The sequence below is a fragment of the Vibrio sp. 10N.261.46.E11 genome, assembly GCF_041472735.1.
GTDB lineage: Bacteria > Pseudomonadota > Gammaproteobacteria > Enterobacterales > Vibrionaceae > Vibrio.
In genome coordinates, this window is record NZ_JBFRQW010000039.1 from 23,802 (window position 1) to 44,879 (window position 21,078).

Sequence of the window (21,078 nt, forward strand, 5' to 3'; positions counted from 1 at the left end):
TATGCTTGTGGCTTGTTATCAGTTACTTGTCGTTATTCGCTATTAGGCATAATTTTATAGCAAGGAATGTAGTCAGTGCCGCCCGGCAGCTTCATTCGATGTTGTTCAACAAAGTCATTCAGCAGTTGGTCCATTTTGGTCATCAGCTCTTTGTCGCCATCAATCAGGAACGGGCCGTGTTTCTCTATCTCTAGAATACCTTCGGCTTTGACGTTACCGGCAACAATGCCTGAGAACGCTTTACGCAGATTAGCGGCTAGGCTCTCTGTTTTTTGGTCCATGTGCAGGTCGAGCGCCGCCATAGATTCATGTGTCGGGTCGAATGGCAGTTGGAACTCAGGTTCAATATGCAGTGACCAGTTGTAGCTGTAGGCATCGCCAGTCTCTTTACGGTGAGAGCGTACACCTGGCATTGCTTGCTTCATGATTTTCGCAGCGCGTGCTGGATCATCAATCACGATCTCATAGTGTTTTTGCGCATCAGGCCCCAAGGTTTCGCCGATGAATTTATCGATAGAACGGAAGTAAGCTTCACTCTCTTTTGAACCTGTCAACACTATCGGCATTGGCTGGTCGACGTTATTTGGGTGCATCATGATCCCTAATATATACAGCAGCTCTTCAGCTGTACCTGGGCCTCCAGGGAAAATTATGATGCCATGCGCCATACGAACGAATGCCTCAAGACGCTTTTCGATATCTGGCATGATCACCAGTTCGTTGACGATCGGGTTTGGTGGCTCAGCCGCAATGATTGAGGGCTCAGTAAGCCCTAGGTAACGATGATCGGTATAACGCTGCTTGGCGTGACCAATTGCCGCGCCTTTCATCGGGCCTTCCATTGCTCCCGGGCCACAGCCAGTACAGATGTTGAGTTCACGTAGACCAAGTTCATTACCCACTTCGCGAGTGTATTGGTATTCAGTTGCATTAATTGAGTGACCGCCCCAACACACGATCAGGTTAGGTTCGATGCCGGGCGTAAGTGCACCTGCATTTCTCAAAATACCAAATACAAGGTTGGTAATATGAGTGGCATTGGTCAGGTTGAGTCTTTGGTTGTCTGCAAGGTGCATGTTGACGTAGACAATGTCACGCAGCACTGAAAATAGGTGCTCTTGAATACCCTTGATGATTTCACCGTCGACAAAGGCATGCTCTGGTGGATTGCTCAATTCGAGTTTGATCCCGCGCTCACGACGGACGACCTCAACATCAAACGATTGATATTTATCGAGTAGCTCTTTGGAATTGTCGGTGTGGCTACCTGAGTTTAGTACCGCCAACGTACAGTTACGATACAGTTGGTACAGATCACTAGATGCGGTTTTCTTAAGACGCTCAACTTCAAGTTGAGAGAGTAAATCCATGCTACCGGCAGGGCTGATATGAGTGATCATAATGCCTCCTTGTTGAAAAGAGCAGGGGACGTTGAAGTGACCCTCTGGCTCGAGAGTGAGAAGCAAACGTTGAAAGTGTTTGGTTAAAGGCGAGATAATTAACCAGACGAAACGGTTACGACAGTGTTGCTTAATGGCTTTTATAGCATTGCTCTGAGATTTAAATACAGCATTACTTGCCAAGAATGCTTGTTAAGCGAATGTTAATCATTAGCTTAGCAAACATTGAGGGATATGGTATGTGATAAGTATTTGAAAAAATGAAATAAATTGAATTTAGGGCGGTCTTAGTCCCAAACAAGTTGGTTGTTACCGCGTTGTTTGGCTTTGTTTAGTGTTTTATTGAGTCGTTCTAATACTTCTTCAGGTGTGTCTGACTCTTTAAACTGAGTACTTGCCGCGCACAAGGTAATTGTGATTTGTTGGTCACGGAATTTAAAAGGTAAACGGCTTACTTGATTCTGGATGCTTTGAGTTACCTGATGACAATATTCATCGCTTTGCTCGGGGATGAGCAAGATGAACTCTTCACCAGAAAAGCGAGCGACAGTATCAGTAGTGCCAATTTCTTTGGTGATGGCTCTTGCGATGATCTTGAGTGCCTTGTCACCAGCGGTATAACCAAAGCTATCATTAATTGCTTTGAAGTTATCGATATCTAGCAGCACGACTCTTAGTGAGTGTTGTGCGCGAATCCAGCGACGATATTCTAGCTCTAAACGATCGGTGAAGGCGGTACGGTTGTAGATCTTAGTCAGAGGGTCAAGCAGCATACGCTGAGCCTGATCTTCTAAGCGCTTACGGTAATCTTGGGTGACTTCATAGAGAGAATCTAACTGGTTTTTTCCGTAGTTCATTCTCTCTATTAGAGCTTGTTCTTTCTGTTCTGCGTGATTCAGTCTTTCTGAAAGAGAGGCAATTTCACTGAGCAGCGGGTTTATCGAAAGCTTTAAGTTATCGATGTCCGTTGCTTTATCAACAGAGCTTTGGCTCTTAGTAACAAGTTCATTCAACTCAGAGTTAAGGCCTTGGCGGTGCTCAAAGTAGCTTTGGCTCTGATCGGCATTTTGGTCTGCTGTTTTGATACTAGAAGCGAGCGAGGAGTTGAGTTGTTCGATAAATTGTTCAGACTGCTTACGCTCTAGGCTCGTGCCATCAATCACCAGTTTGAGGATCTGAAGTGCTAGCTCAAGTAGGTTTTGTGTTGAAACACCAAGTAGTAGCTTCGCTCTAATATCGGTCAGTAGATCCCCCGATTCACCCTCGAAGTCGAGTTCAGTGATCAGATGTTGTAATTCGTTTGATAGTTCGGAAAGGAGTTCTTGTTCAGTTGATTGATCTACGTCGGCAAAATGAGTGCGTGAGTTGTTTGCCATAATCTTAATGGCACGCTCATAAATGCTGAGAAGCTTCATCGCATGATCGACTTTTTGACTGCCATGACACTCGGAGAAGCTAAGTAAGTTTCTTAGATCGCGCTTTAGCTGTGCCGGAAGGCCAGTTATACGCTGCAGCGTTTCCCCACTGTGCTTAATACTATCATCCAGATATCCGTTCTGTTTATCCATAGCCAACGTTTTTTGCTTGAGCATCCTTTCTAATACTGCCAACTTGGGGATCATTGAGCTAATGTCTTTTTGCTTTTCGAGCTCTTCCCTAAGGGCAATGAGGTTTTCATCTAAATGAGTGTTGCTGCCAACACATGCATCACTTAAAGACGTAACGATACGCTTGAGAACTTTTTGTTCTCGAATAAATTTGAACGAGGCATCTCTTTGCGTCAAGCGGACTTGATCCAACTGATATTTCAGCTGGTGGAGTTGCGCCTGAATGTCTTTTTCAAGAATGCCCATAGGTGTATTAATTAGCGCCGCGTAGATCGTACTCGATCGTATAGATGAAATTCCGTGACCTTGATAATAACAAAACTAAAAATAAGGTCACGACTTACGACGTTTAACCGCTCGCAAATCAGTCATCTTTTAGCATTTTTTTGATATTGTCCTCATTCTGGTGTGAGGATTGTATCTTTATTAACCCTTGATTAATCGCATGTTTACAAGCCTCTCTTATGTTACCCGTTGCAAGGCTCGCTGCGGGGGCATTGTCGATGGCTTTAAGGTAAACCCATTGGCTACTGCGTTCTTTGAGGCTTATTTCACGTGCCAGGTTGGTCGACATTAATAGTACATCGAGCAGCTCTTGGTCGTTAATCGCGGTATAAGCGCGTGGCAAGAACGGGTAGTCAGCGATGCCCATGCGGACGGTTCGATTAATGTTTTGCTCTGGTTCGAAGTGATTAATCCAAGATTGAATCTTTCTGAACATAGCCTCAGGCGATGTATCACGGTCAGCATTTGGTTCGATGTAAAGCAAGTTCGCATCCGAGAAGTGGTAGACGCGCGCAGGACCTTCGAGCTTAGATTTAAGGAACTCGCCGAAAGCATCTTCGAGCTCTAAACCTGCTTTATAACCGTTCTGAGTGTACATATTGCGTAGGAACGGCAAATCTATCATCACAAAGCGTAAACGGTCGTTGAGTGGTTCATGAATCAGCTCACCAAGTTGCCATTGTTCGAAGTTTTGGCTGGTCTGTTCTAGAGAATTTGATAGTTTAGCGTTCAGCATTCTTAGATTTGGAAGCTTTGAGCGTGAGTGTGTAAATAGGTCGGTACGCAGTGAATCCATTTCCGTGACTAAGTTTTGAATGATGTAGCCTCGGCGTAGCACAAAGAAGAACAAGACAATGCTGAACAAAAATAGGGCGAACGATATTTTCTGGAACTTATGGTGCTCAAGTTTGTATTTTTCTAATTCTTGTTCTTGACCTACATAGTGGAGCGTTTGCTCGGCAAACTCTTTTTGTTGGCGGAATGCGTCTTCACCAACACGGTTGAGTTTTTGTTGTTCTAAAGAGACAAGGATATTGTATTGCTTGAGGTTTGCTAGCGCTTGTTGTGGACGCCCTGCTTGCTCATAACCTAAAGAGAGCAATTGGTAGGAATGTTGCGACAGGCGTGTGTTTTCTACCTGACGTGAAATCTCGAGCGCACGTGTCGCATGTTTAATTACATCTTCGCTTTCTTGTAGGTGGTATGCCAAACCTGCGGATAAGAGTGCAGCGCGGCCTTCCAACTTAGGTATGTCGGAATACTCTAGAAGTTCAAGGGCTCGTGCTAGGTATTGTTCAGCTAAAGGGTAGTTATAAAGTCGTAAGTAAGTTGCGGATAAACTTAAACGAATATCAATGACTTGGTGGATGTCTCGGTCGGTACTCTCATGGTCAAGGACATTGAAAAAGTGCACGAGGGCAAGGTTGTATTTCCCTTGAAAGAAGTACACATCACCCATTTTCTTGAGCACTTGTGCTAAGACGGGGGAGCTTTCAAAGTTATCATAAAAATCAGCGGCTTGAGACAGGTGTTCTAGTGCTTTATCTAATACTTGGCGTTCAAAGAAAAGTTGCGCAAGCAGGCTATTTACTTTAGCCAAGCGTGCACTCAGGTTACCTTCAACGGATTTCCAGTAGCCGTACAATAACTCAGATAGTGCATGGTTGTACTCTTTATGAGTCAGATAAAACTCGCCGACGGCGATGTGATAGTCGATGGCGACTTTTTCCGAGTAACGCTGTTCTAAGTAGGTTTTTGCTTCTTGATAGAGCTTTTCAGCTTCACCTACCTTGTTATTGTAAGAGGCAATTTCGGCTTTCAACATGATCAAACGATAGGTGATCCCTTCCGTCAGGCGCAGGGTTTTATTGACCGACTCAAGGCTTGCTTCGATTTGTTTTAGCTCCGATTCTGCTTGGCCCGATTTTCTGTCAGTAAGCCAAAGTAACTGCACTCTGAGTATTTCCAGATCCAACTTTAGATACTCAAGCTTATAGGTTTTTGCTAGCTCAGAGGCTTTGTCGATGTGCTGAATTGCAATACGAATGTTGCCTAGATTAAACTCTGCTTTCGCTAAGATCTTATACGCATCGATACTGCTGTTTGGGGTTCTAATCGAAGAATCGGCCTCTTCGCGAGAAATAGCTGAAGGGCTCTTCTCGCGTTGATCTGAAAGGATACGTAGCGTTAGGTAGCTGTTGGCCATTCGTTTTGCTTGGCTTGGTTCTATCTCAACCAAGTTATTGGCTTCATTGAGAAGCGCCGAAGAATAAACCGACGCATTAACCGATGTGCTTAAGCTTAAAATGAATAGACTAAAAACGTATAACCAACGCATTTCAATGTCCCTTTAAAGATGAGGTAGGTTCCAATAAGTGTGTGTATCGAGCCTATTATTGGCGAGCCATACGCCTGTTGTGGCTTGGTTTATCTTGTTCTGTTGAACGGTATGGATTGATATCCAGACCACCACGGCGCGTGTAACGTGCAAACACGGTGAGTTTCGATGGCGCGCAGTATTTCATGATGTCAGTGAAGATACGCTCAACACACTGTTCGTGGAATTCATTGTGCTCACGGAAAGAAACCAAATAGCGTAGCAGAGCTTCACGGTCAATTTGCTTACCGCAATATGCGATCTCTACGCTGCCCCAATCTGGTTGATTGGTGATCAAGCAGTTCGACTTTAATAAGTGACTATGCAGAGTTTCTTCTACTTCTTGATCTCCAGCTGCGCCTTCAAGTAGTGACGCTTCAAAATCATAGCTGGTGATTTGTATATCTTGGTTGTCGATACAGTCACCTTCCATCGTCACGATAGGTTGGTTGGTGTAGTCGGTTACCGAGTTTACATTCACAATCACAGATTCGCCTGCACATGCTGACAAATCTTGAGTCAGACGCTCAGTGACTTGATCCCAGCTTTCGAACTGAGTTTGGTTGTAGCTGTTTAGGTACAGCTTGAAAGATTTTGACTCAATCAAATTTTGGCTGGTTGCAGGAATGAACACTTCACCGACAGCTACTTGTGGTAAGCCGTTGGTGTTTAGCCACGAAAGCTCGTACATCGTCCAAATATCATGACCAACAAAAGGCTGTTCGCCGTTTAGCGCAAGATCATCGCGATTAAGGCTACGAGGTACTGGTTGCAATAAACTTGCATCGTATTGGTTAGAGTACTCAGTTTTTTGGCCTAGGGTTAAACCCGCTAGCTCTTTTGCGTCAGAATATTTGCTCATACTTTCGTTTCAAATTCGATTAGAATGGGTTCGATTTTACTGAATCCCCATTACCCTGTCATTAAGTCATCGCTTAATCGGCACGGAAAGAGCTCGGATTCTATTTATTATTTTGTGTTTAGGAGATTTTCATGACTCAACGCGCTCAAGACGCACTACTTTCTTTCAGTCAGCGATACGTTGACGCGTGGCAGCAGCAACACCAAAGCTTACCTCGTAATGAGGAGTTGGTGGACATCGTATCGCCATGCATAGAAGAAAAGAGTGGTGATGCCGTGTTGTGGAAACACTATCCACGTGAGCAATTCGCTGATTTCACCAATGTTGAAACTGGTATTGAGCTGACTCTGCATGAAGACGTCAAGACTTTCTACGGCGCACAATTTAGTGCGGATATGAACGCGACTTTTGATGGTAACGAACTGACTCTGTTACAGATTTGGAGTGATGAAGATTTCGAATGCCTACAAGAAAACATCTTAGGTCACCTAGTGACTCAGCGTCGTTTGAAGCTAAAACCAACGGTTTTCATTGCTGCGACTGATGCTGAACTGGATGTTATCTCTATCTGTAACCTAACGGGTAACGTAATCCTAGAGCGTTTAGGCACCAATAATCGTGATGTACTAGCCGAGACATTGGCAGAATTTTTAGAAAAGCTACAACCAGCGGTATAAATAGATGTACGTACTAGAACTTCAATTTGAGTGTTTTGATAACACAACGGTAAGCGCTGTCGATAAGGCGGTTAATGGCTTAATGGATGCACTTCGTTATAACGGACAAGTGTTAGGTCGTGAGTTTCCAATCGTGATGGGCGACGGTGAATTCTATGTTCGCGTTGTGTGTCCGGAGCAAGATAGCTTACATCCACGTAATCACTCAGACTTCGTCAAAGTCTGTTTCGAGCGCTTATCTGCGGCGAGTCTATTAGCGCCTAAGATGCGTCTACTTGGCCGAGATCTTAACTCCGAAGAAGTAGCCGAAGATGAAACGCCGAGCTGGCAAGTGTTGTACACGACGTTCGTGCATACCTGTTCACCACTGCGTAGTGGCGATAGCTTGTTACCGATCCCACTATATCGTAACCCGCCGACATTCAATGGTGATCATAAAGCCGTACTGAAATGGCAGACCGAGTGGCAAGCCTGTGATGAAGTGCAAATGGGTGGTGGTTGCCGTGCTGAACACGCAACGTTAACCGAGATCAGTGATACCAAAAGCGTATTGTTCAAACGCGGTTGGGGTTTAAGAGGACGCATTGAATTTCTGACTAAGATTCCAACTTACTACTACTTATATCGTGTCGGAGGGATCAGCCTGAAAGATGAAAAAGAGCGCAAATGTCCGCAATGTGGTGGTGAATGGCTGTTAGATGCGCCGATCCACGATATTTTCTATTTCAAGTGTGATGATTGCCGTCTGGTATCCAACATTTCTTGGGATCACCTCAAGTAATCGACTTCGTTGATTCACCCTGAGAAGCTTTTACTTTCTAGCAAACCTTCATCATTAAAAAAGGGGCTGACGTTGAGTCAGCCCCTTTCGGTATCTATAAGTGTCTATTTAAGCTGATTACCAACCTTTAACTACGCCACCTTGGAAGATGTCAGAAGCTGCGTTGTACACTTCTTCAGTTTGATATGCTTTGACGAAGTTTTGTACGTTTTCTGCATTTAGGTTGTCTTCACGAGAAACGATTAGGTTCACGTATGGAGAATCTTTGTCTTCAACGAATACGCCATCTTTTTGTGGAGTCAGATTGATAGAGCTCGCGTAAGTAGTGTTGATGATAGATAAAGTTACATCATCAAGAGAACGTGGCAGTTGAGCTGCGTCTAGTTCAACAATCGTTAGGTTCTTAGGGTTACCAACAATGTCACGAACGGTAGCTAGAAGACCTGCACCTTCACGAAGTTCAAGTAGACCTTGCTGCTCAAGAAGCAGTAGAGAACGACCTAGGTTTGTTGGATCGTTTGGTACAGCAATACGAGCACCATCTTGGATGTCGTCTACCGATTTAACTTCTTTAGAGTAACCAGCAATAGGGTAAACAAAAGTGTTACCAGCAACCGTTAGTTTGTAGCCACGGTCAGCAACTTGCTGATCTAGGTATGGCGTATGTTGGAATGCGTTGATGTCGATAGAACCATCATCTAGCGCTGCGTTTGGTGTTACGTAATCTGTGAAAGTGACTAGCTCAACATCTAGGCCGTATTGCTCTTTCGCTACTTTTGCTGCAACTTCAGCAACTTGAGCTTCGGCACCTGCCATTACGCCAACTTTGATTTTAGAAGTATCCACTTCTTTATCACCACAACCTGCTAGGACTAGCGCTGAAGCTGCTGCTGCAATAGTGAGCAAACCTTTAAGGTTAAATTTCATAATAATCTCCTTTTAATAAATCTATTTAATTTGGTTTCGATGTTTTTATGTATCTAATGGCTAACGTTTTTAATAGGGGGTAAATAACGTCACATTAAAGAAGTCAGGTTTTATCTGTGGTCAACTCGGCGAACTAACGAATCACCAATTGATTGAATAATTTGTACCAGCACAATCAACATAACAACGGTCACTGCCATAATGGTTACATCGTAGCGGTGGAATCCGTAACGAATCGCGACATCACCTAGGCCGCCGCCACCCACTGTACCTGCCATTGCCGAGTAGCTCACCAGAGTTACTAGCGTAATCGTTACTGAGTTGATGATTGTAGGCAGTGCTTCAGGAAGCAGTACCTTATTAATTATCTGAGTTGGTGTTGCGCCCATTGATTGAGCAGCTTCTACGAGACCTGTTGGTACTTCCAGTAGTGCACCTTCGATAAGTCGAGCTACGAATGGGATCGCGCCAATGGTCAGTGGAACAATCGCAGCAGTTGTACCAATGAAGGTACCAATTAGCATCTTAGTAAGAGGGATGATCGCAACCATAAGAACCAAGAAAGGCACTGAACGGCCCACGTTCACAACCGCACCAAGAATTTTGTTTAGTTTGGTGTTCTCTAACAGACCACCTTTTTTAGTCGTGTGTAGAATAACGCCTAATGGAATACCGACAGCGAAACCAACGATGCCAGCAACTGCAACCATGTAAAGTGTCTCGCCTGTTGCTTCCAATAGAAGGTTGCCATTAAGGCTGATCCAGTCAGCAATCTCGTTGAAACTAAAGGACATAACCAAGCACCTCTACTTTTACATTGTTGTCGCGTAGGAATTGGATAGCAGCATTATCATCTGCTTCGTTACCGAACAGCTCAGCGACCATCATGCCGAACTTCACGCCGCCGGCGTAATCAAGGTCAGAGCTTAAGATGCTGACATCGATATTGAATTTACGCGCAATTTGCGTCATCAGTGGAGCATCAACGGTTGCACCCGTAAACTCAAGACGGACTAATGGGTAGCTACTGTTAACACGAGTCTCTTGCAAACGCGCTTGATAATCTTCAGGAATCGTCAGATCCAGCGTTGAACGAATGAATTGATGCGCTAGCTCAGTCTTAGGGTGTGCGAAGATGTCGCCAACTGTGCCTTTCTCTACTAGTTCGCCACCGCCAATGATCGCGACTTCGTGACAAATGCTTTTCACTACGTCCATCTCGTGCGTAATAAGTAGGATCGTGATGTGTAGCTTGCGGTTGATTTCACGCAGCAGCTCAAGAATAGATTGAGTCGTTGCTGGGTCCAGAGCACTGGTCGCTTCATCACACAGTAGTACTTTCGGGTCTGAAGCTAGCGCACGAGCAATAGCGACACGCTGCTTTTGACCGCCACTTAAGTTCGCAGGGTAGGTATCACGCTTATCCGATAGGCCGACAAGCTCAAGTAGCTCACTCACTTTCGCTTCAATCGCAGCTTTATCTCTACCAGCAAGCTCTAAAGGCAGTGCTACGTTGTTAAAGACAGTACGAGAAGACAGCAGATTGAAGTGTTGGAATATCATGCCGATGTTACGGCGTGCTTCGCTAAGTTCTGATTTACTGAGTTTTGTCAGGTCGATACCGTCAACAATCACTTCACCTGACGTTGGAGCTTCCAACATGTTTACACAACGGATAAGGGTACTTTTGCCTGCTCCTGAAGAGCCGATGACTCCAAAGATTTGACCTTGAGGAATGTGGAGGTTGATATCAATTAAGGCATTGATTTCTTTAGTGCCTTGATGAAAAACCTTATTGACTTGATTCACTTTAATCATAGAGAAACCCGTGCAGGTAGAACAGAATAATATATTGATGACTCACTCGATTTACAGATGATGCTATGGTGTTCTATGATCTAAGTCAATAGATATTTTTACGTCTAGACGGCTAAACGCGAGTTGCGAAGTTAAACTAGAAACAAATCGTTAACGAACGCAAAACTAAATAGATAGTGATGAAGCAAATAAAGCGTGTAATAATTAATGATTAATAGAGAGTTGATAGAGAACAAAATTTTGTCTAAACCTGCTGTTTTTTTAGATCGTGATGGTGTGATTAACATTGATCACGGCTACGTACATGATGAGCATGACTTTGAATACATCGATGGTGTGTTTGAAGCGGCGAAAGCGTTTAAAGATATGGGTTATTTATTGGTGCTAGTGACCAACCAATCTGGTATTGCTCGCGGCATGTTTAGTGAAGACCGTTTTCTTTCTCTGACGCAGTGGATGGATTGGAACTTTGTCGATAACGGCGTTGAGCTTGATGGCATCTATTACTGCCCGCACCACGCTGAACACGGTATTGGTGACTACAAGCAAGATTGTGAATGTCGTAAACCAAAGCCAGGTATGTTCATTTCTGCTCGTGACTTTCTGAAGATTGATATGGCTAACTCGGTCATGATCGGCGATAAAGCTGAAGACATGATGGCTGCAGAAGCGGCAGGTGTTGGCACAAAAGTACTGGTAAGAACCGGTAAGCCAGTCACTGAAAAAGGTGAAGCGCTTGCAAGTGTCGTGCTGGATAGTATTAAAGATGTACCAGCATATTTGAAAGGCTAAACACAGACCTATCGCTCAGTATGCAAATGAGTGTTGTCCACTATATTTGCCCACTCTATAAAGATGAGGAACGAAGTATGAAAGCTATGTTAGTAGCATATCTATGTTCAGTTGCATTAGTCGGGTGCTCTAAATCAGCAGCTCCTGAGACTGAGAGCGCAACATCGGACAATCAATTCGTGACTTATCAATGTGAGTCTGACGCTTCATTTAAAGTCGCTTACCTTGATAATGAAAAAGCGGTATTACGTCTCCCTGAGAATGAATACCGTCTGACTCAAGTTCCAGCAGGTTCAGGAACGAAATACATCTTAGATGATGGAACTTCGGAACTGATCAACAGCGTCACTTTACGTACTAAAGGTGACAATGCACGTCTAGAACTTGGTCGTGTTATCTATAAAAACTGCCGAAAGTAGGTCATAGTGAACGACTAGGATTTACAAACAGTTAAGTGAGTGATTCGCCCTCACTTTTTTCTATTTCTTCCCTTTAACGTCAGACTTTTTATGAGCAAAAAACTCACTATTCTCGATATTGCTAAGCTGTCCGGTGTTGGTAAGTCTACCGTCTCTCGCGTTCTGACCAATGATCCCAAAGTAAAACCTGAAACCCGTGAAAGGGTGGAAAGAGTAATTCAAGAATCAGGGTACACGCCTTCGAAGTCTGCGCAGTCGATGCGTGGTGGCAGTCAAAAAGTCATCGGTGTCATCATCTCTCGTCTGGACTCTCCTTCTGAAAACAAAGCGGTAAGTACGATGCTGGCCGAGTTGTATCGAGCGGATTACGATGTCGTGATCATGGAAAGCCAGCTAGATAGAGAAAAAGCCAATGAGCATCTGCAGGTTCTCAAGCGTCGCAATGTGGATGGCATCATTGTATTCGGTTTTACTGACTGTGATATTCCTGCGATTGAAGCTTGGGAACACAAAGCGGTGGTGATTGCTCTGGATACAGAGAACGTGACATCGATTAACTATGATAACCAACAGGTTATCAATAGTGCGTTAGCGCATCTATCGGATCAGGGTATCTTAGATGTCGGTTTTATTGGTGTTGATCCTAGCGATAAATCAACCGGTGAGTTGCGTCTTAAGGCTTACCTCGATTGGTGTGAAAGCACTGGAGTGATTGCGAACTATCGCACTGGCCAACTTCATCATGAAAGCGCTTATCAGCTGGTGGATGAGGTACTGACTCCTACAACTCAAGCGATTGTGTGTGCCAGTGACACATTGGCTCTTGGCGTAATCAAGCGTCTACAAGAACTACAACGTGAAGATGTGGTTGTAACAGGCGTTGGTGGCAATGATCTTCTCTCTTTCTTGTTCCCTCGCGTATTTAGTATTGATCCAGGCTATCAATCTGCAGGTAGGTTGGCGGCTAATTTATTGATCTCTCAGCTTTTAGGCAATTCAGAGATCTCTCATCACACTCAATCTCCGATTCTATAATCCACTCAATCAAGCGAAATTGAACCGCTTAGATTAAAATTAGAGTGTGATCTCTTTCAATTAATGGGACTGTTCCCATTTTAATTTATCATTCATGTGGGCATTATAATAACGGCGGATGGGAATGTTCCCATTAATCTAAATCCGAGTGGCTATCGCTGCATGGTTTAGGTGAGTAATTGAATGAAACCAGGGTGGGGTAGTATGAGTGAGATAGCGAAGCAAGACGTTGCGCGTCTTATCGAGTTAGTCGGTGGCAAAGAGAATATTGCGAGTGTCAGCCATTGTCTGACTCGACTGCGTTTTGTATTGAATGATACAGAAAAAGCGAACAAAGCAGAATTAGAGAAGCTTAAGCTGGTAAAAGGTTGCTTTACTAACGCAGGTCAATTCCAAGTGGTTATTGGCACCGAGGTTGATGAGGTGTACGCACTTCTTATTGAGCAAACGGGTAAAGATGCATCATCAAAAGATGAGGCGAAACTGGCGGCTCGCCAGAACATGAACTTCCTTGAGCGTGGTATCTCCCATTTAGCCGAAATTTTCGTACCACTGCTACCTGCCATTATTACGGGTGGTTTGATTCTTGGTTTCCGTAATGTGATTGGCGACATTCGCATGTTCGACGGCAAAACCTTGGTTGAGATAAGCCAATTCTGGGCTACCGTTCATTCTTTCTTGTGGTTGATTGGCGAAGCGATCTTCTTCTTCCTACCTGTTGGTGTGTGTTGGGCAACGGTTAAGAAGCTTGGTGGAACCCCTATTTTGGGCATCACGCTCGGTGTGACCTTAGTTTCCCCACAATTGATGAACGCTTACATGATAGGTAAATCGGTACCTGAGGTGTGGGACTTTGGTTTGTTCGTGATTGAGAAAGTCGGTTATCAAGCTCAGGTGATCCCTGCGATGTTAGCGGGCGTGGCTCTGGCCTTCATTGAGACCAACCTTAAGCGCATTGTTCCTTCTTATCTGTACCTCGTTGTTGTGCCATTTGTCTCGATCATATTGTCTGTGATTCTAGCGCACGCTTTCATTGGCCCATTCGGTCGTATGCTAGGCGATGGTGTGGCATTCGCGGCTAAAGTGGCAATGACAGGTGATTTCGCGATTCTTGGTTCAGTGGTCTTTGGCTTCCTTTACGCACCTTTGGTTATTACGGGTATTCACCACACAACCAACGCCGTTGACCTACAACTGATGCAAGACTTAGGTGGCACGCCAATCTGGCCTTTGATTGCGCTATCAAATATCGCACAAGCTTCAGCGGTTGTCGGCATCATTATCTTAAGTAAGCGTGAAGGTGAGCGAGACATTTCAGTACCTGCAGCAATCTCAGCCTACTTAGGTGTGACAGAGCCTGCGATGTACGGCATCAACCTTAAATACAAATTCCCAATGCTGAGCGCAATGATTGGTAGTGCTGTTGCTGCCGCAATCTGTGGTAGCGCAGGTGTGATGGCGAATGGTATCGGTGTTGGTGGCTTGCCGGGTATCTTATCTATTCAACCTCAATATTGGTCGATTTACTTAGTCGCGATGCTGGTGGCGATTGTACTGCCGATAACGCTGACATTGTTCTTCTATAAACGAGCACAGATGAAAGGCGAACTAGAAACCGCCAACGCGTAATGCATTTAGCAAGCGATGACTTCAAGTGAGTCATCGCTTTTTCTCTTAGTTATAGCTTTTCTTTTAGTTATAACGGCTATTCGACCATGATTTGCATGGTGATTTTTATTTTATATTTTCTGGTAAGTGAGTGTTAGAGATGGCGATGACTGAGCATGATGAAAGTTGGTGGAAAACCGCAACCATCTATCAAATCTACCCAAAGAGCTTCTGCGACAGTGGCAGTAAGGGTACTGGCGATATCAAAGGGATCATTTCGAAACTGGATTACCTCAAACATTTGAGCGTGGATGCGATTTGGCTAACCCCGATTTACGCGTCACCCATGATCGACAATGGTTACGATATCTCAGACTACTACGCGATTAACCCTCAATTCGGCACCATAGAAGACTTCGACCTGTTACTGTCTGAAGCCCACCAACGTGGCATCCGTATCGTGATGGATATCGTGGTAAACCATACTTCAACCGAGCATGCATGGTTTCAATCTGCCTTGGGTGACAAAAACAGCCCATACCGCGATTACTACATCTGGAAAGACCCAGTGAACGGTCAAGCACCAACTAACTGGCAATCTAAGTTCGGTGGTAATGCATGGGAAATGGATGAAGCCACTGGGCAATATTTCCTGCATTTATTTGCCAAAGAACAAGCTGACCTCAACTGGGAGAATCCGGTTGTACGTGAAGAAGTGAAAGATGTCATCAGCTTCTGGGCTGAGAAGGGCGTTGATGGCTTCCGCTTAGATGTCATCAACCTGATTTCAAAGCAGCAAGACTTTCCTAACGATGATATTGGTGATGGTCGCCGTTTCTATACCGATGGCCCACGTGTGCACGAATACCTGAAAGAGATCAGCGAAGCGGTATTTCAGAAATACGGCAGCGTGACTGTGGGTGAGATGTCTTCAACCACGTTGGAACATTGTCAGCAATACTCAAACGTTGATAACAGCGAGCTATCAATGGTGTTTAACTTCCACCACCTTAAGGTCGATTACACCAATGGTGAGAAGTGGACCAATGCTCCCTTCAATTTCTTACAGCTCAAGTCAATCTTTAACCACTGGCAAACGGGTTTGAACGGCAAAGGGTGGGGAGCGCTATTTTGGTGTAATCACGACCAACCGCGAGTGGTGAGCCGCTTAGGTGATGATCAGCTGTATCGTGTTGAGTCGGCCAAGATGCTGGCTGCGTCTGTACATATGATGCAAGGCACGCCGTATATCTATCAAGGTGAAGAGATTGGCATGACCAACCCAGGTTACACCGAGATCGGCCAATATCGCGATGTCGAGAGCACCAACATGTATGACATCATGGTTAACCGTGATGGTGTGGCGCATCAAGATATGATGGCGATTCTGGCGCAGAAATCTCGTGATAACTCTCGCACGCCGATGCAATGGAACAACGAAGCGCATGCAGGCTTCTCACAAGCTCAGCCATGGCTTGATGTTGCGAATAACTACACTGAAATCAACACCGAGCAAGCGTTGGAAGATAAAGACTCTGTGTTCTATTTCTACAAGAGTTTGATTGAGTTGCGTAAACAAGTGCCAGTGATTACGGATGGCAGCTATCAAGATCTATTGCCTGAGCACTCATCCATTTTTGCGTATGCACGTGAGAACGAAAGGCAAACTTTGCTGTGTGTTAACAACTATTATGGTGAAGAGGTGGAATGCGTTTTACCGGAACGTTTTGATATGAGTAAAGCGAAGAGCCTGTTGTCTAACTATCAAGAAGCGAACGCTTCAGTAGCATTACATCATCAAGTCTTACGTCCTTACGAGACTCGTATTCTCTTGATTGAAGATTAGCCTCGTTGCTACTTCAATAAACCTTATTCTTAGTTCCCCCTAAAGATTTAGGTTTCAACAAAGGCTTTGGAGTGCTTCCCAAAGCCTTTTTGTTTTAGTGATGTCTTGGTCATCGTGTTTTTGCCAGCATAGTTGAGAAGCTAAAGCCGCAGATATTAGCAACACAGAGCAGGTATAAGCGCTAAGACGCGTAATTCACCGAGTAACGAGTTGGCTTGTGATTCATTGCAAGCACGATATTTAGTACCGCAGTACCTAATACAGAAACGGCAATTACCCAAGGTGATACGAAGAAGCATGACGCAAACAGAATACAAGCATCAATGCCCATCTGAGTTTTGCCTACAGAGATGCCGTAGCGGTCTTGGATGAACAAACATAATACGTTGAAGCCACCCAAGCTTGAGCGATGACGGAATAGTATTAGCATACCTAAGCCCATTAATAAGCCACCGGCAACAGCACAATAGATCTCGTTATGAACTTCTAGTGAGATTACTAGGTATAAATGGTCGGCAAACACAGAGACTAACGCACCAGCAATGGCACTGCTAATGGCAAAGCGACGGCCAAATCGTTTCCACGCTAATAAATAGAATGGACAGTTGGCAACAAAGTACAAAATACCAAAGGTTACAGGTAAGAATTGACTCAAAAGCAGAGCCAAGCCAGTAGTACCACCAGTAAGCAGGTTCGCTGACTGTAAAAAGAAGACGCCTAACGCCACTAAAAACGTGCCAGTAAGAATGGCTACCCAATCTTCTTTACGTGAGTGTTTTTCCATCGTTTTTATAATTACCTAACCAATAGAGGCGTGCATAGTAGATAAAAACCTTAGCTTTCGGTAGCTTGAGGGGCAAAATTAAGGTAAACCTATGTAATCTGCGTTTTACAGGGTGTAAAGCGTAAAATTGACAGTAAGCGTCATCTTTGGTTGGATAAGCTTAATAACCATGATGAATCTTATATGTGATTATGAAAAAACTACATGATAAAATTGCAATTAGCTCTTTATGACCTAGATCAAATTATGTAGAATGCGTCACATCAAAACGGTGACGGAAACGTTTGCTCTCGGTCATTGTGTGGTTTTTTTGAAACTTTCAGTACAATCTGAGTCAGGAGATACAGATGCTTAAGCGTGACATGAACATTGCTGATTACGATGCGGACCTATTCGCAGCTATCCAAGAAGAAACTCTTCGTCAGGAAGAGCACATCGAACTTATCGCTTCAGAAAACTACACAAGCCCACGTGTAATGGAAGCTCAAGGTTCTCAACTTACAAACAAATACGCTGAAGGCTACCCTGGTAAGCGTTACTACGGTGGTTGTGAGTTCGTAGATAAAGTTGAAACTCTAGCAATCGAACGTGCATGTGAACTGTTTGGCGCTCAATACGCGAACGTACAACCTCACTCAGGTTCTCAAGCAAACAACGCTGTATACATGGCACTGCTGAATGCTGGCGATACTGTTCTAGGTATGAGCCTAGCGCACGGTGGTCACCTAACTCACGGTTCTCCAGTAAACTTCTCTGGCAAGCTTTACAACATCATCCCTTACGGTATCGATGAAGCAGGTCAAATCGATTACGAAGAGATGGAAGCGCTAGCTATCGAGCACAAGCCTAAGATGATCATCGGTGGTTTCTCTGCTTACTCTCAAGTTTGTGATTGGGCGCGCATGCGTGAAATCGCTGACAAAGTAGGTGCTTACTTCTTCGTTGATATGGCTCACGTTGCTGGTCTAATCGCTGCAGGCGTTTACCCTAACCCAGTTCCACACGCTCACGTTGTTACAACAACAACGCACAAAACGCTTGCTGGTCCTCGTGGTGGTCTTATCCTTTCTAACGAAGGCGAAGATCTTTACAAGAAGCTAAACTCAGCAGTATTCCCAGGCGGCCAAGGCGGCCCTCTAATGCACGTTATTGCTGGTAAAGCAGTAGCGTTCAAAGAAGCTCTAGAACCAGAGTTTAAAGAATACCAAGCTCGCGTAGTTGCTAACGCAAAAGCAATGGTTGCTGAATTCCTTGCACGCGGTTACAACATCGTTTCAGGTTCTACAGAGAACCACCTGTTCCTAGTTGACCTAATCGACAAAGACATCACAGGTAAAGAAGCAGATGCAGCACTAGGTTCAGCTAACATCACAGTTAACAAGAACTCAGTACCAAACGATCCACGTAGCCCGTTCGTTACTTCTGGTATCCGTATCGGTTCTCCTTCTATCACTCGTCGCGGTTTCTCAGAAGCAGACGCGAAAGAGCTAGCAGGTTGGATGTGTGACATCCTTGATAACATGGGCGATGAGTCTGTTATCGAAGCAACTAAAGCGAAAGTACTAAATATCTGTAAGCGTCTACCGGTTTACGCTTAATTTTTTCTTCGTAGAGTGAACGAATTTCTGTGTCGCACATACTCATTTGCTAGCGCAAACTCCGTGTGAGCTCCTTAAACTTCGTTCATCTACTTTGAAAAAGAGTTTAAAAGGTCCCTTTGGGGCCTTTTTGGTATTCGTAAGTAATAAAGTCGTTGTCGAGCATGCTCACTTACATTCGTAAGCTCCGCGTGCTCTCCTAGAATTTCAAACGACTACTTTGAAAAATGATTTGAAGGGCTCCTGTATTGGGGACTTTTTTGTATCTGTAGGCATGAGAGTTAGGTTATCTGAGAATACAGAAAGGCAGGTACTAAAAAGGGTTGATGCTTTCACATCAACCCTTTTTTTCTTTATCGCTTTCTTGTGTAGTTTCTACTTTTTAATGCTAAGTAGGGTGCCTGACTTACACTTGAAAGAGTAGTAGTGACGGCTTTCGTTGAATTTACCTAAGCCTTCGCCATCACAATAGTCGATGTTGATATCGCGCATAATCTCTAGCGTATCTTCACTGTTTAAGGCAAATTTAGAGCCATCAGAGCAGACGATACGTACTCTTTCATCGTGGCTTACAGAGTAGATATCGACTTCAGTATTACACAGTTCAAAAGAGGCTTCACGGAAGTTGTCTTGTTGAGTATTTGAAGCACAACCTGTGGTAAATACGGCTGCGATAGCGGCTAAAAGTCCGAGTCTTTTCATTGTTAGTCCTTCGATATCATCGAATTTGGTGATGAGTTTTATATGTTGTTTGGAGTAGCCTATACAACAACACGCTTTGGTTCAAGGCGCGTTAGTTGACTCTAGGATATAAAAGTATAGGCGCAAAAAGATAATTTCTAATAAGTTTATTGGTCTTGGCCTATTACGTACCTCAAACAAAAAAGACCAAACACAGAGGTTGGTCTTTAAAATTAAGTGTGTTCTAAATGACTATCTAAACTGTTTGGCTTCCGGAAGGAATTCAAAACCAGCAGACGCAAGTTTTGCGGTCAATGCAGCTTTGTCGATTTCATAGAAATTTACGACTCGATCTAAATCACCACCGAAGTCGTCACGCAGCTTCATGTTGACGATGCTCATCAACATCACAGGATCCATCTTTTCAAAGTTAGCGAGGTTCATATTAGTCCTCGAAATCTGAGATCAGTAGGTTCGCGGCGGCAAATGCAGCGCTATCTCTTGCTTCTTTAGGAAGAGACTCATCTGCAGCAAGGTCGTTCAAGGTTTTTACCGCGCAGGTAATCGCTTTAGGGATATAGCCTTGGTCGCCACTGCCAATTTGAGAATACAGTTCACGCACCAAATCACAACAATCGTATACTTTCATTTTTATACCTAACCAAATGATAACTGCTCTCAATATACACATAGAGATAAGCAAAAACAAAGTGGATCTGACTAAGTTCAGAGTTAGTTTGTTCTTGCTCAATATCTCATTCTGTTGATGCTCAATGTATCACTTTACTAACTTGTTACTTAGTTGGATATTACTGCTTAGTGTGATATTTACTGATGTGCCTGATAATTACCGCTTAACTAGAGATCTGCTGTTCAAGCTGATAAGTGACCTCATCAGCTAAGTTGAGCTGCTTTGCTAACTCTTTGAGGTAAGCCTTTTCCATAAAGTTCTGCTCATCCGCTACAATCAAAGAGGCTAAGTAGATCTCACTGGCTTGTTGAGGTGACGTTGCTAACTGAGCTATTTCACTTGGGTCGAGTGGCTTGTGCAGTTCTTCAGACACCAATTTGGTCAGCTGATAATCGGCGCCCATGTTCTCGACGGCTTGTTCAATCTTAGCCATTTCTTCTTCATCGACATGGCCATCGGCTTTGGATGCGGCAATCATCGATCTTAGAATCAGCACACTATGGTTTGAGTCGTTCTCATCAAATTGAGCTTGTTCGGCATTCGGTGTTTGGCCTTGTTTAGACTGATAGTCGTTATAGACCTTGTAAGCGAGTGCGCCAAGTGCCGCTGCGCCACCAATACCAGCGGCTTTCTTACCCATTTTCTTGGTTTTCTTAGAGCCCATTAACGCACCTAAGAGTCCGCCGCCCACTGCGCCTGCGCTGAAGGCTCCGAGCGTGCTTTTGTTGATACTCTTACTAGTTAGGCCACTTAAACTTGAAGAGCCTTGGGAAAGCTTCTGAGTACCTTGTTTAACGAGATCTGACTTAAGGGCTTGGTTAAGTAAGCTTTTGATATCCATCGATACCTCCAATGTAATCGTGTCTAATACCAATCACAGTAAGTAAGTG

General features: G+C 44.2%; 20 protein-coding genes. 8 read left to right on the forward strand and 12 right to left on the reverse strand.

Features of this window, described 5'->3' with window-relative positions; translation table 11 throughout:
* Positions 1-32: 32 nt before the first annotated feature.
* From ppnN to queF, 4 genes are all read right to left on the reverse strand, one after another.
* Positions 33-1,400 (reverse strand): nucleotide 5'-monophosphate nucleosidase PpnN, encoded by a 1,368-nt coding sequence (gene ppnN, locus AB4407_RS12570; protein ID WP_372120780.1) that lies wholly within the window; start codon positions 1,398-1,400, stop codon positions 33-35.
* Positions 1,401-1,687: 287 nt separating this feature from the next.
* Positions 1,688-3,253: a diguanylate cyclase domain-containing protein gene (locus AB4407_RS12575; RefSeq protein WP_372120781.1), complete on the reverse strand. Its 1,566-nt coding sequence runs from the start codon at positions 3,251-3,253 to the stop codon at positions 1,688-1,690.
* Between the two features lie 118 nt (positions 3,254-3,371).
* A complete protein-coding gene (locus AB4407_RS12580; RefSeq protein WP_372120782.1) occupies positions 3,372-5,630 on the reverse strand; it encodes a tetratricopeptide repeat protein in 2,259 nt (752 codons plus the stop codon).
* 55 nt (positions 5,631-5,685) lie between these two features.
* Positions 5,686-6,531 carry an NADPH-dependent 7-cyano-7-deazaguanine reductase QueF gene (queF, locus tag AB4407_RS12585; protein WP_372120783.1) on the reverse strand — a complete coding sequence of 282 codons (846 nt, stop codon included), beginning with the start codon at positions 6,529-6,531 and terminating at the stop codon, positions 5,686-5,688.
* Between the two features lie 131 nt (positions 6,532-6,662).
* Between queF and syd the strand changes: the two genes are divergently transcribed.
* Entirely contained in the window at positions 6,663-7,208 is a 546-nt protein-coding gene (gene syd, locus AB4407_RS12590) for a SecY-interacting protein (protein WP_372120784.1), read from the forward strand.
* A gap of 4 nt (positions 7,209-7,212) precedes the next feature.
* Positions 7,213-7,989: a Zn-ribbon-containing protein gene (locus AB4407_RS12595; protein ID WP_012604630.1), complete on the forward strand. Its 777-nt coding sequence runs from the start codon at positions 7,213-7,215 to the stop codon at positions 7,987-7,989.
* A 117-nt stretch (positions 7,990-8,106) separates the two neighbouring features.
* On the opposite strand, the gene AB4407_RS12600 is transcribed toward AB4407_RS12595, so the two are convergent.
* The 3 genes from AB4407_RS12600 to metN form a co-directional block, all read right to left on the reverse strand.
* Positions 8,107-8,916: a MetQ/NlpA family lipoprotein gene (locus tag AB4407_RS12600; protein WP_372120786.1), complete on the reverse strand. Its 810-nt coding sequence runs from the start codon at positions 8,914-8,916 to the stop codon at positions 8,107-8,109.
* 110 nt (positions 8,917-9,026) lie between these two features.
* Positions 9,027-9,710: a methionine ABC transporter permease gene (locus AB4407_RS12605; protein ID WP_372120787.1), complete on the reverse strand. Its 684-nt coding sequence runs from the start codon at positions 9,708-9,710 to the stop codon at positions 9,027-9,029.
* Positions 9,700-10,734: a methionine ABC transporter ATP-binding protein MetN gene (metN, locus tag AB4407_RS12610; RefSeq protein ID WP_372120788.1), complete on the reverse strand. Its 1,035-nt coding sequence runs from the start codon at positions 10,732-10,734 to the stop codon at positions 9,700-9,702. The genes AB4407_RS12605 and metN overlap by 11 nt, the downstream gene beginning before the upstream one ends.
* A gap of 207 nt (positions 10,735-10,941) precedes the next feature.
* Here metN and gmhB point away from each other — a divergent pair, with 207 nt between their 5' ends.
* The 5 genes from gmhB to treC all read left to right on the forward strand — a co-directional run bounded on the left by gmhB (position 10,942) and on the right by treC (position 16,434).
* Positions 10,942-11,526 carry a D-glycero-beta-D-manno-heptose 1,7-bisphosphate 7-phosphatase gene (gene gmhB / locus AB4407_RS12615; protein ID WP_372120789.1) on the forward strand — a complete coding sequence of 195 codons (585 nt, stop codon included), beginning with the start codon at positions 10,942-10,944 and terminating at the stop codon, positions 11,524-11,526.
* Positions 11,527-11,603: 77 nt separating this feature from the next.
* Positions 11,604-11,945 (forward strand): MliC family protein, encoded by a 342-nt coding sequence (locus AB4407_RS12620; RefSeq protein ID WP_372120790.1) that lies wholly within the window; start codon positions 11,604-11,606, stop codon positions 11,943-11,945.
* A 90-nt stretch (positions 11,946-12,035) separates the two neighbouring features.
* Entirely contained in the window at positions 12,036-12,980 is a 945-nt protein-coding gene (gene treR, locus AB4407_RS12625) for a trehalose operon repressor TreR (RefSeq protein WP_372120791.1), read from the forward strand.
* Between the two features lie 204 nt (positions 12,981-13,184).
* Positions 13,185-14,609, forward strand: coding sequence for a PTS trehalose transporter subunit IIBC (treB, locus tag AB4407_RS12630; RefSeq protein WP_372120792.1), 1,425 nt, complete (start codon positions 13,185-13,187; stop codon positions 14,607-14,609).
* Between the two features lie 139 nt (positions 14,610-14,748).
* Positions 14,749-16,434, forward strand: a complete 1,686-nt coding sequence (treC, locus tag AB4407_RS12635; RefSeq protein ID WP_372120793.1) for an alpha,alpha-phosphotrehalase — start codon at positions 14,749-14,751, stop codon at positions 16,432-16,434.
* Positions 16,435-16,615: 181 nt separating this feature from the next.
* On the opposite strand, the gene AB4407_RS12640 is transcribed toward treC, so the two are convergent.
* Positions 16,616-17,218: a YitT family protein gene (locus tag AB4407_RS12640; RefSeq protein WP_372120795.1), complete on the reverse strand. Its 603-nt coding sequence runs from the start codon at positions 17,216-17,218 to the stop codon at positions 16,616-16,618.
* Positions 17,219-17,565: 347 nt separating this feature from the next.
* On the opposite strand from AB4407_RS12640, the gene glyA reads away from it, so the two are divergent.
* Positions 17,566-18,816: a serine hydroxymethyltransferase gene (gene glyA / locus AB4407_RS12645; protein WP_009847439.1), complete on the forward strand. Its 1,251-nt coding sequence runs from the start codon at positions 17,566-17,568 to the stop codon at positions 18,814-18,816.
* A gap of 375 nt (positions 18,817-19,191) precedes the next feature.
* Here the strand turns inward: glyA and AB4407_RS12650 are convergent, their stop codons facing one another.
* From AB4407_RS12650 to AB4407_RS12665, 4 genes are all read right to left on the reverse strand, one after another.
* Positions 19,192-19,518, reverse strand: a complete 327-nt coding sequence (locus AB4407_RS12650; RefSeq protein ID WP_372120796.1) for a hypothetical protein — start codon at positions 19,516-19,518, stop codon at positions 19,192-19,194.
* A gap of 231 nt (positions 19,519-19,749) precedes the next feature.
* Positions 19,750-19,941, reverse strand: coding sequence for a DUF4250 domain-containing protein (locus tag AB4407_RS12655; protein WP_009847437.1), 192 nt, complete (start codon positions 19,939-19,941; stop codon positions 19,750-19,752).
* A gap of 1 nt (position 19,942) precedes the next feature.
* The gene (locus AB4407_RS12660) at positions 19,943-20,146 is read right to left on the reverse strand and encodes a YaeP family protein (protein WP_102435085.1); all 204 of its coding nucleotides are present in this window, start codon (positions 20,144-20,146) and stop codon (positions 19,943-19,945) included.
* A 205-nt stretch (positions 20,147-20,351) separates the two neighbouring features.
* Entirely contained in the window at positions 20,352-21,029 is a 678-nt protein-coding gene (locus AB4407_RS12665) for a tellurite resistance TerB family protein (RefSeq protein ID WP_372120797.1), read from the reverse strand.
* Positions 21,030-21,078 lie beyond the last annotated feature (49 nt).

What these genes read in the sequence shown, in the direction of transcription:
- AB4407_RS12580 (WP_372120782.1), bottom strand. Translation starts at nt 5,630, where the DNA reads ATGCGTTGGTTATACGTTTTTAGTCTATTCATTTTAAGCTTAAGCACA.
- AB4407_RS12620 (WP_372120790.1), top strand. Translation starts at nt 11,604, where the DNA reads ATGAAAGCTATGTTAGTAGCATATCTATGTTCAGTTGCATTAGTCGGG.
- AB4407_RS12655 (WP_009847437.1), bottom strand. Translation starts at nt 19,941, where the DNA reads ATGAACCTCGCTAACTTTGAAAAGATGGATCCTGTGATGTTGATGAGC.
- gmhB (WP_372120789.1), top strand. Translation starts at nt 10,942, where the DNA reads ATGATTAATAGAGAGTTGATAGAGAACAAAATTTTGTCTAAACCTGCT.
- AB4407_RS12605 (WP_372120787.1), bottom strand. Translation starts at nt 9,710, where the DNA reads ATGTCCTTTAGTTTCAACGAGATTGCTGACTGGATCAGCCTTAATGGC.
- metN (WP_372120788.1), bottom strand. Translation starts at nt 10,734, where the DNA reads ATGATTAAAGTGAATCAAGTCAATAAGGTTTTTCATCAAGGCACTAAA.
- treR (WP_372120791.1), top strand. Translation starts at nt 12,036, where the DNA reads ATGAGCAAAAAACTCACTATTCTCGATATTGCTAAGCTGTCCGGTGTT.
- AB4407_RS12595 (WP_012604630.1), top strand. Translation starts at nt 7,213, where the DNA reads ATGTACGTACTAGAACTTCAATTTGAGTGTTTTGATAACACAACGGTA.
- ppnN (WP_372120780.1), bottom strand. Translation starts at nt 1,400, where the DNA reads ATGATCACTCATATCAGCCCTGCCGGTAGCATGGATTTACTCTCTCAA.
- syd (WP_372120784.1), top strand. Translation starts at nt 6,663, where the DNA reads ATGACTCAACGCGCTCAAGACGCACTACTTTCTTTCAGTCAGCGATAC.
- treB (WP_372120792.1), top strand. Translation starts at nt 13,185, where the DNA reads ATGAGTGAGATAGCGAAGCAAGACGTTGCGCGTCTTATCGAGTTAGTC.
- AB4407_RS12640 (WP_372120795.1), bottom strand. Translation starts at nt 17,218, where the DNA reads ATGGAAAAACACTCACGTAAAGAAGATTGGGTAGCCATTCTTACTGGC.
- queF (WP_372120783.1), bottom strand. Translation starts at nt 6,531, where the DNA reads ATGAGCAAATATTCTGACGCAAAAGAGCTAGCGGGTTTAACCCTAGGC.
- AB4407_RS12650 (WP_372120796.1), bottom strand. Translation starts at nt 19,518, where the DNA reads ATGAAAAGACTCGGACTTTTAGCCGCTATCGCAGCCGTATTTACCACA.
- AB4407_RS12600 (WP_372120786.1), bottom strand. Translation starts at nt 8,916, where the DNA reads ATGAAATTTAACCTTAAAGGTTTGCTCACTATTGCAGCAGCAGCTTCA.
- treC (WP_372120793.1), top strand. Translation starts at nt 14,749, where the DNA reads ATGGCGATGACTGAGCATGATGAAAGTTGGTGGAAAACCGCAACCATC.
- AB4407_RS12660 (WP_102435085.1), bottom strand. Translation starts at nt 20,146, where the DNA reads ATGAAAGTATACGATTGTTGTGATTTGGTGCGTGAACTGTATTCTCAA.
- AB4407_RS12665 (WP_372120797.1), bottom strand. Translation starts at nt 21,029, where the DNA reads ATGGATATCAAAAGCTTACTTAACCAAGCCCTTAAGTCAGATCTCGTT.
- glyA (WP_009847439.1), top strand. Translation starts at nt 17,566, where the DNA reads ATGCTTAAGCGTGACATGAACATTGCTGATTACGATGCGGACCTATTC.
- AB4407_RS12575 (WP_372120781.1), bottom strand. Translation starts at nt 3,253, where the DNA reads ATGGGCATTCTTGAAAAAGACATTCAGGCGCAACTCCACCAGCTGAAA.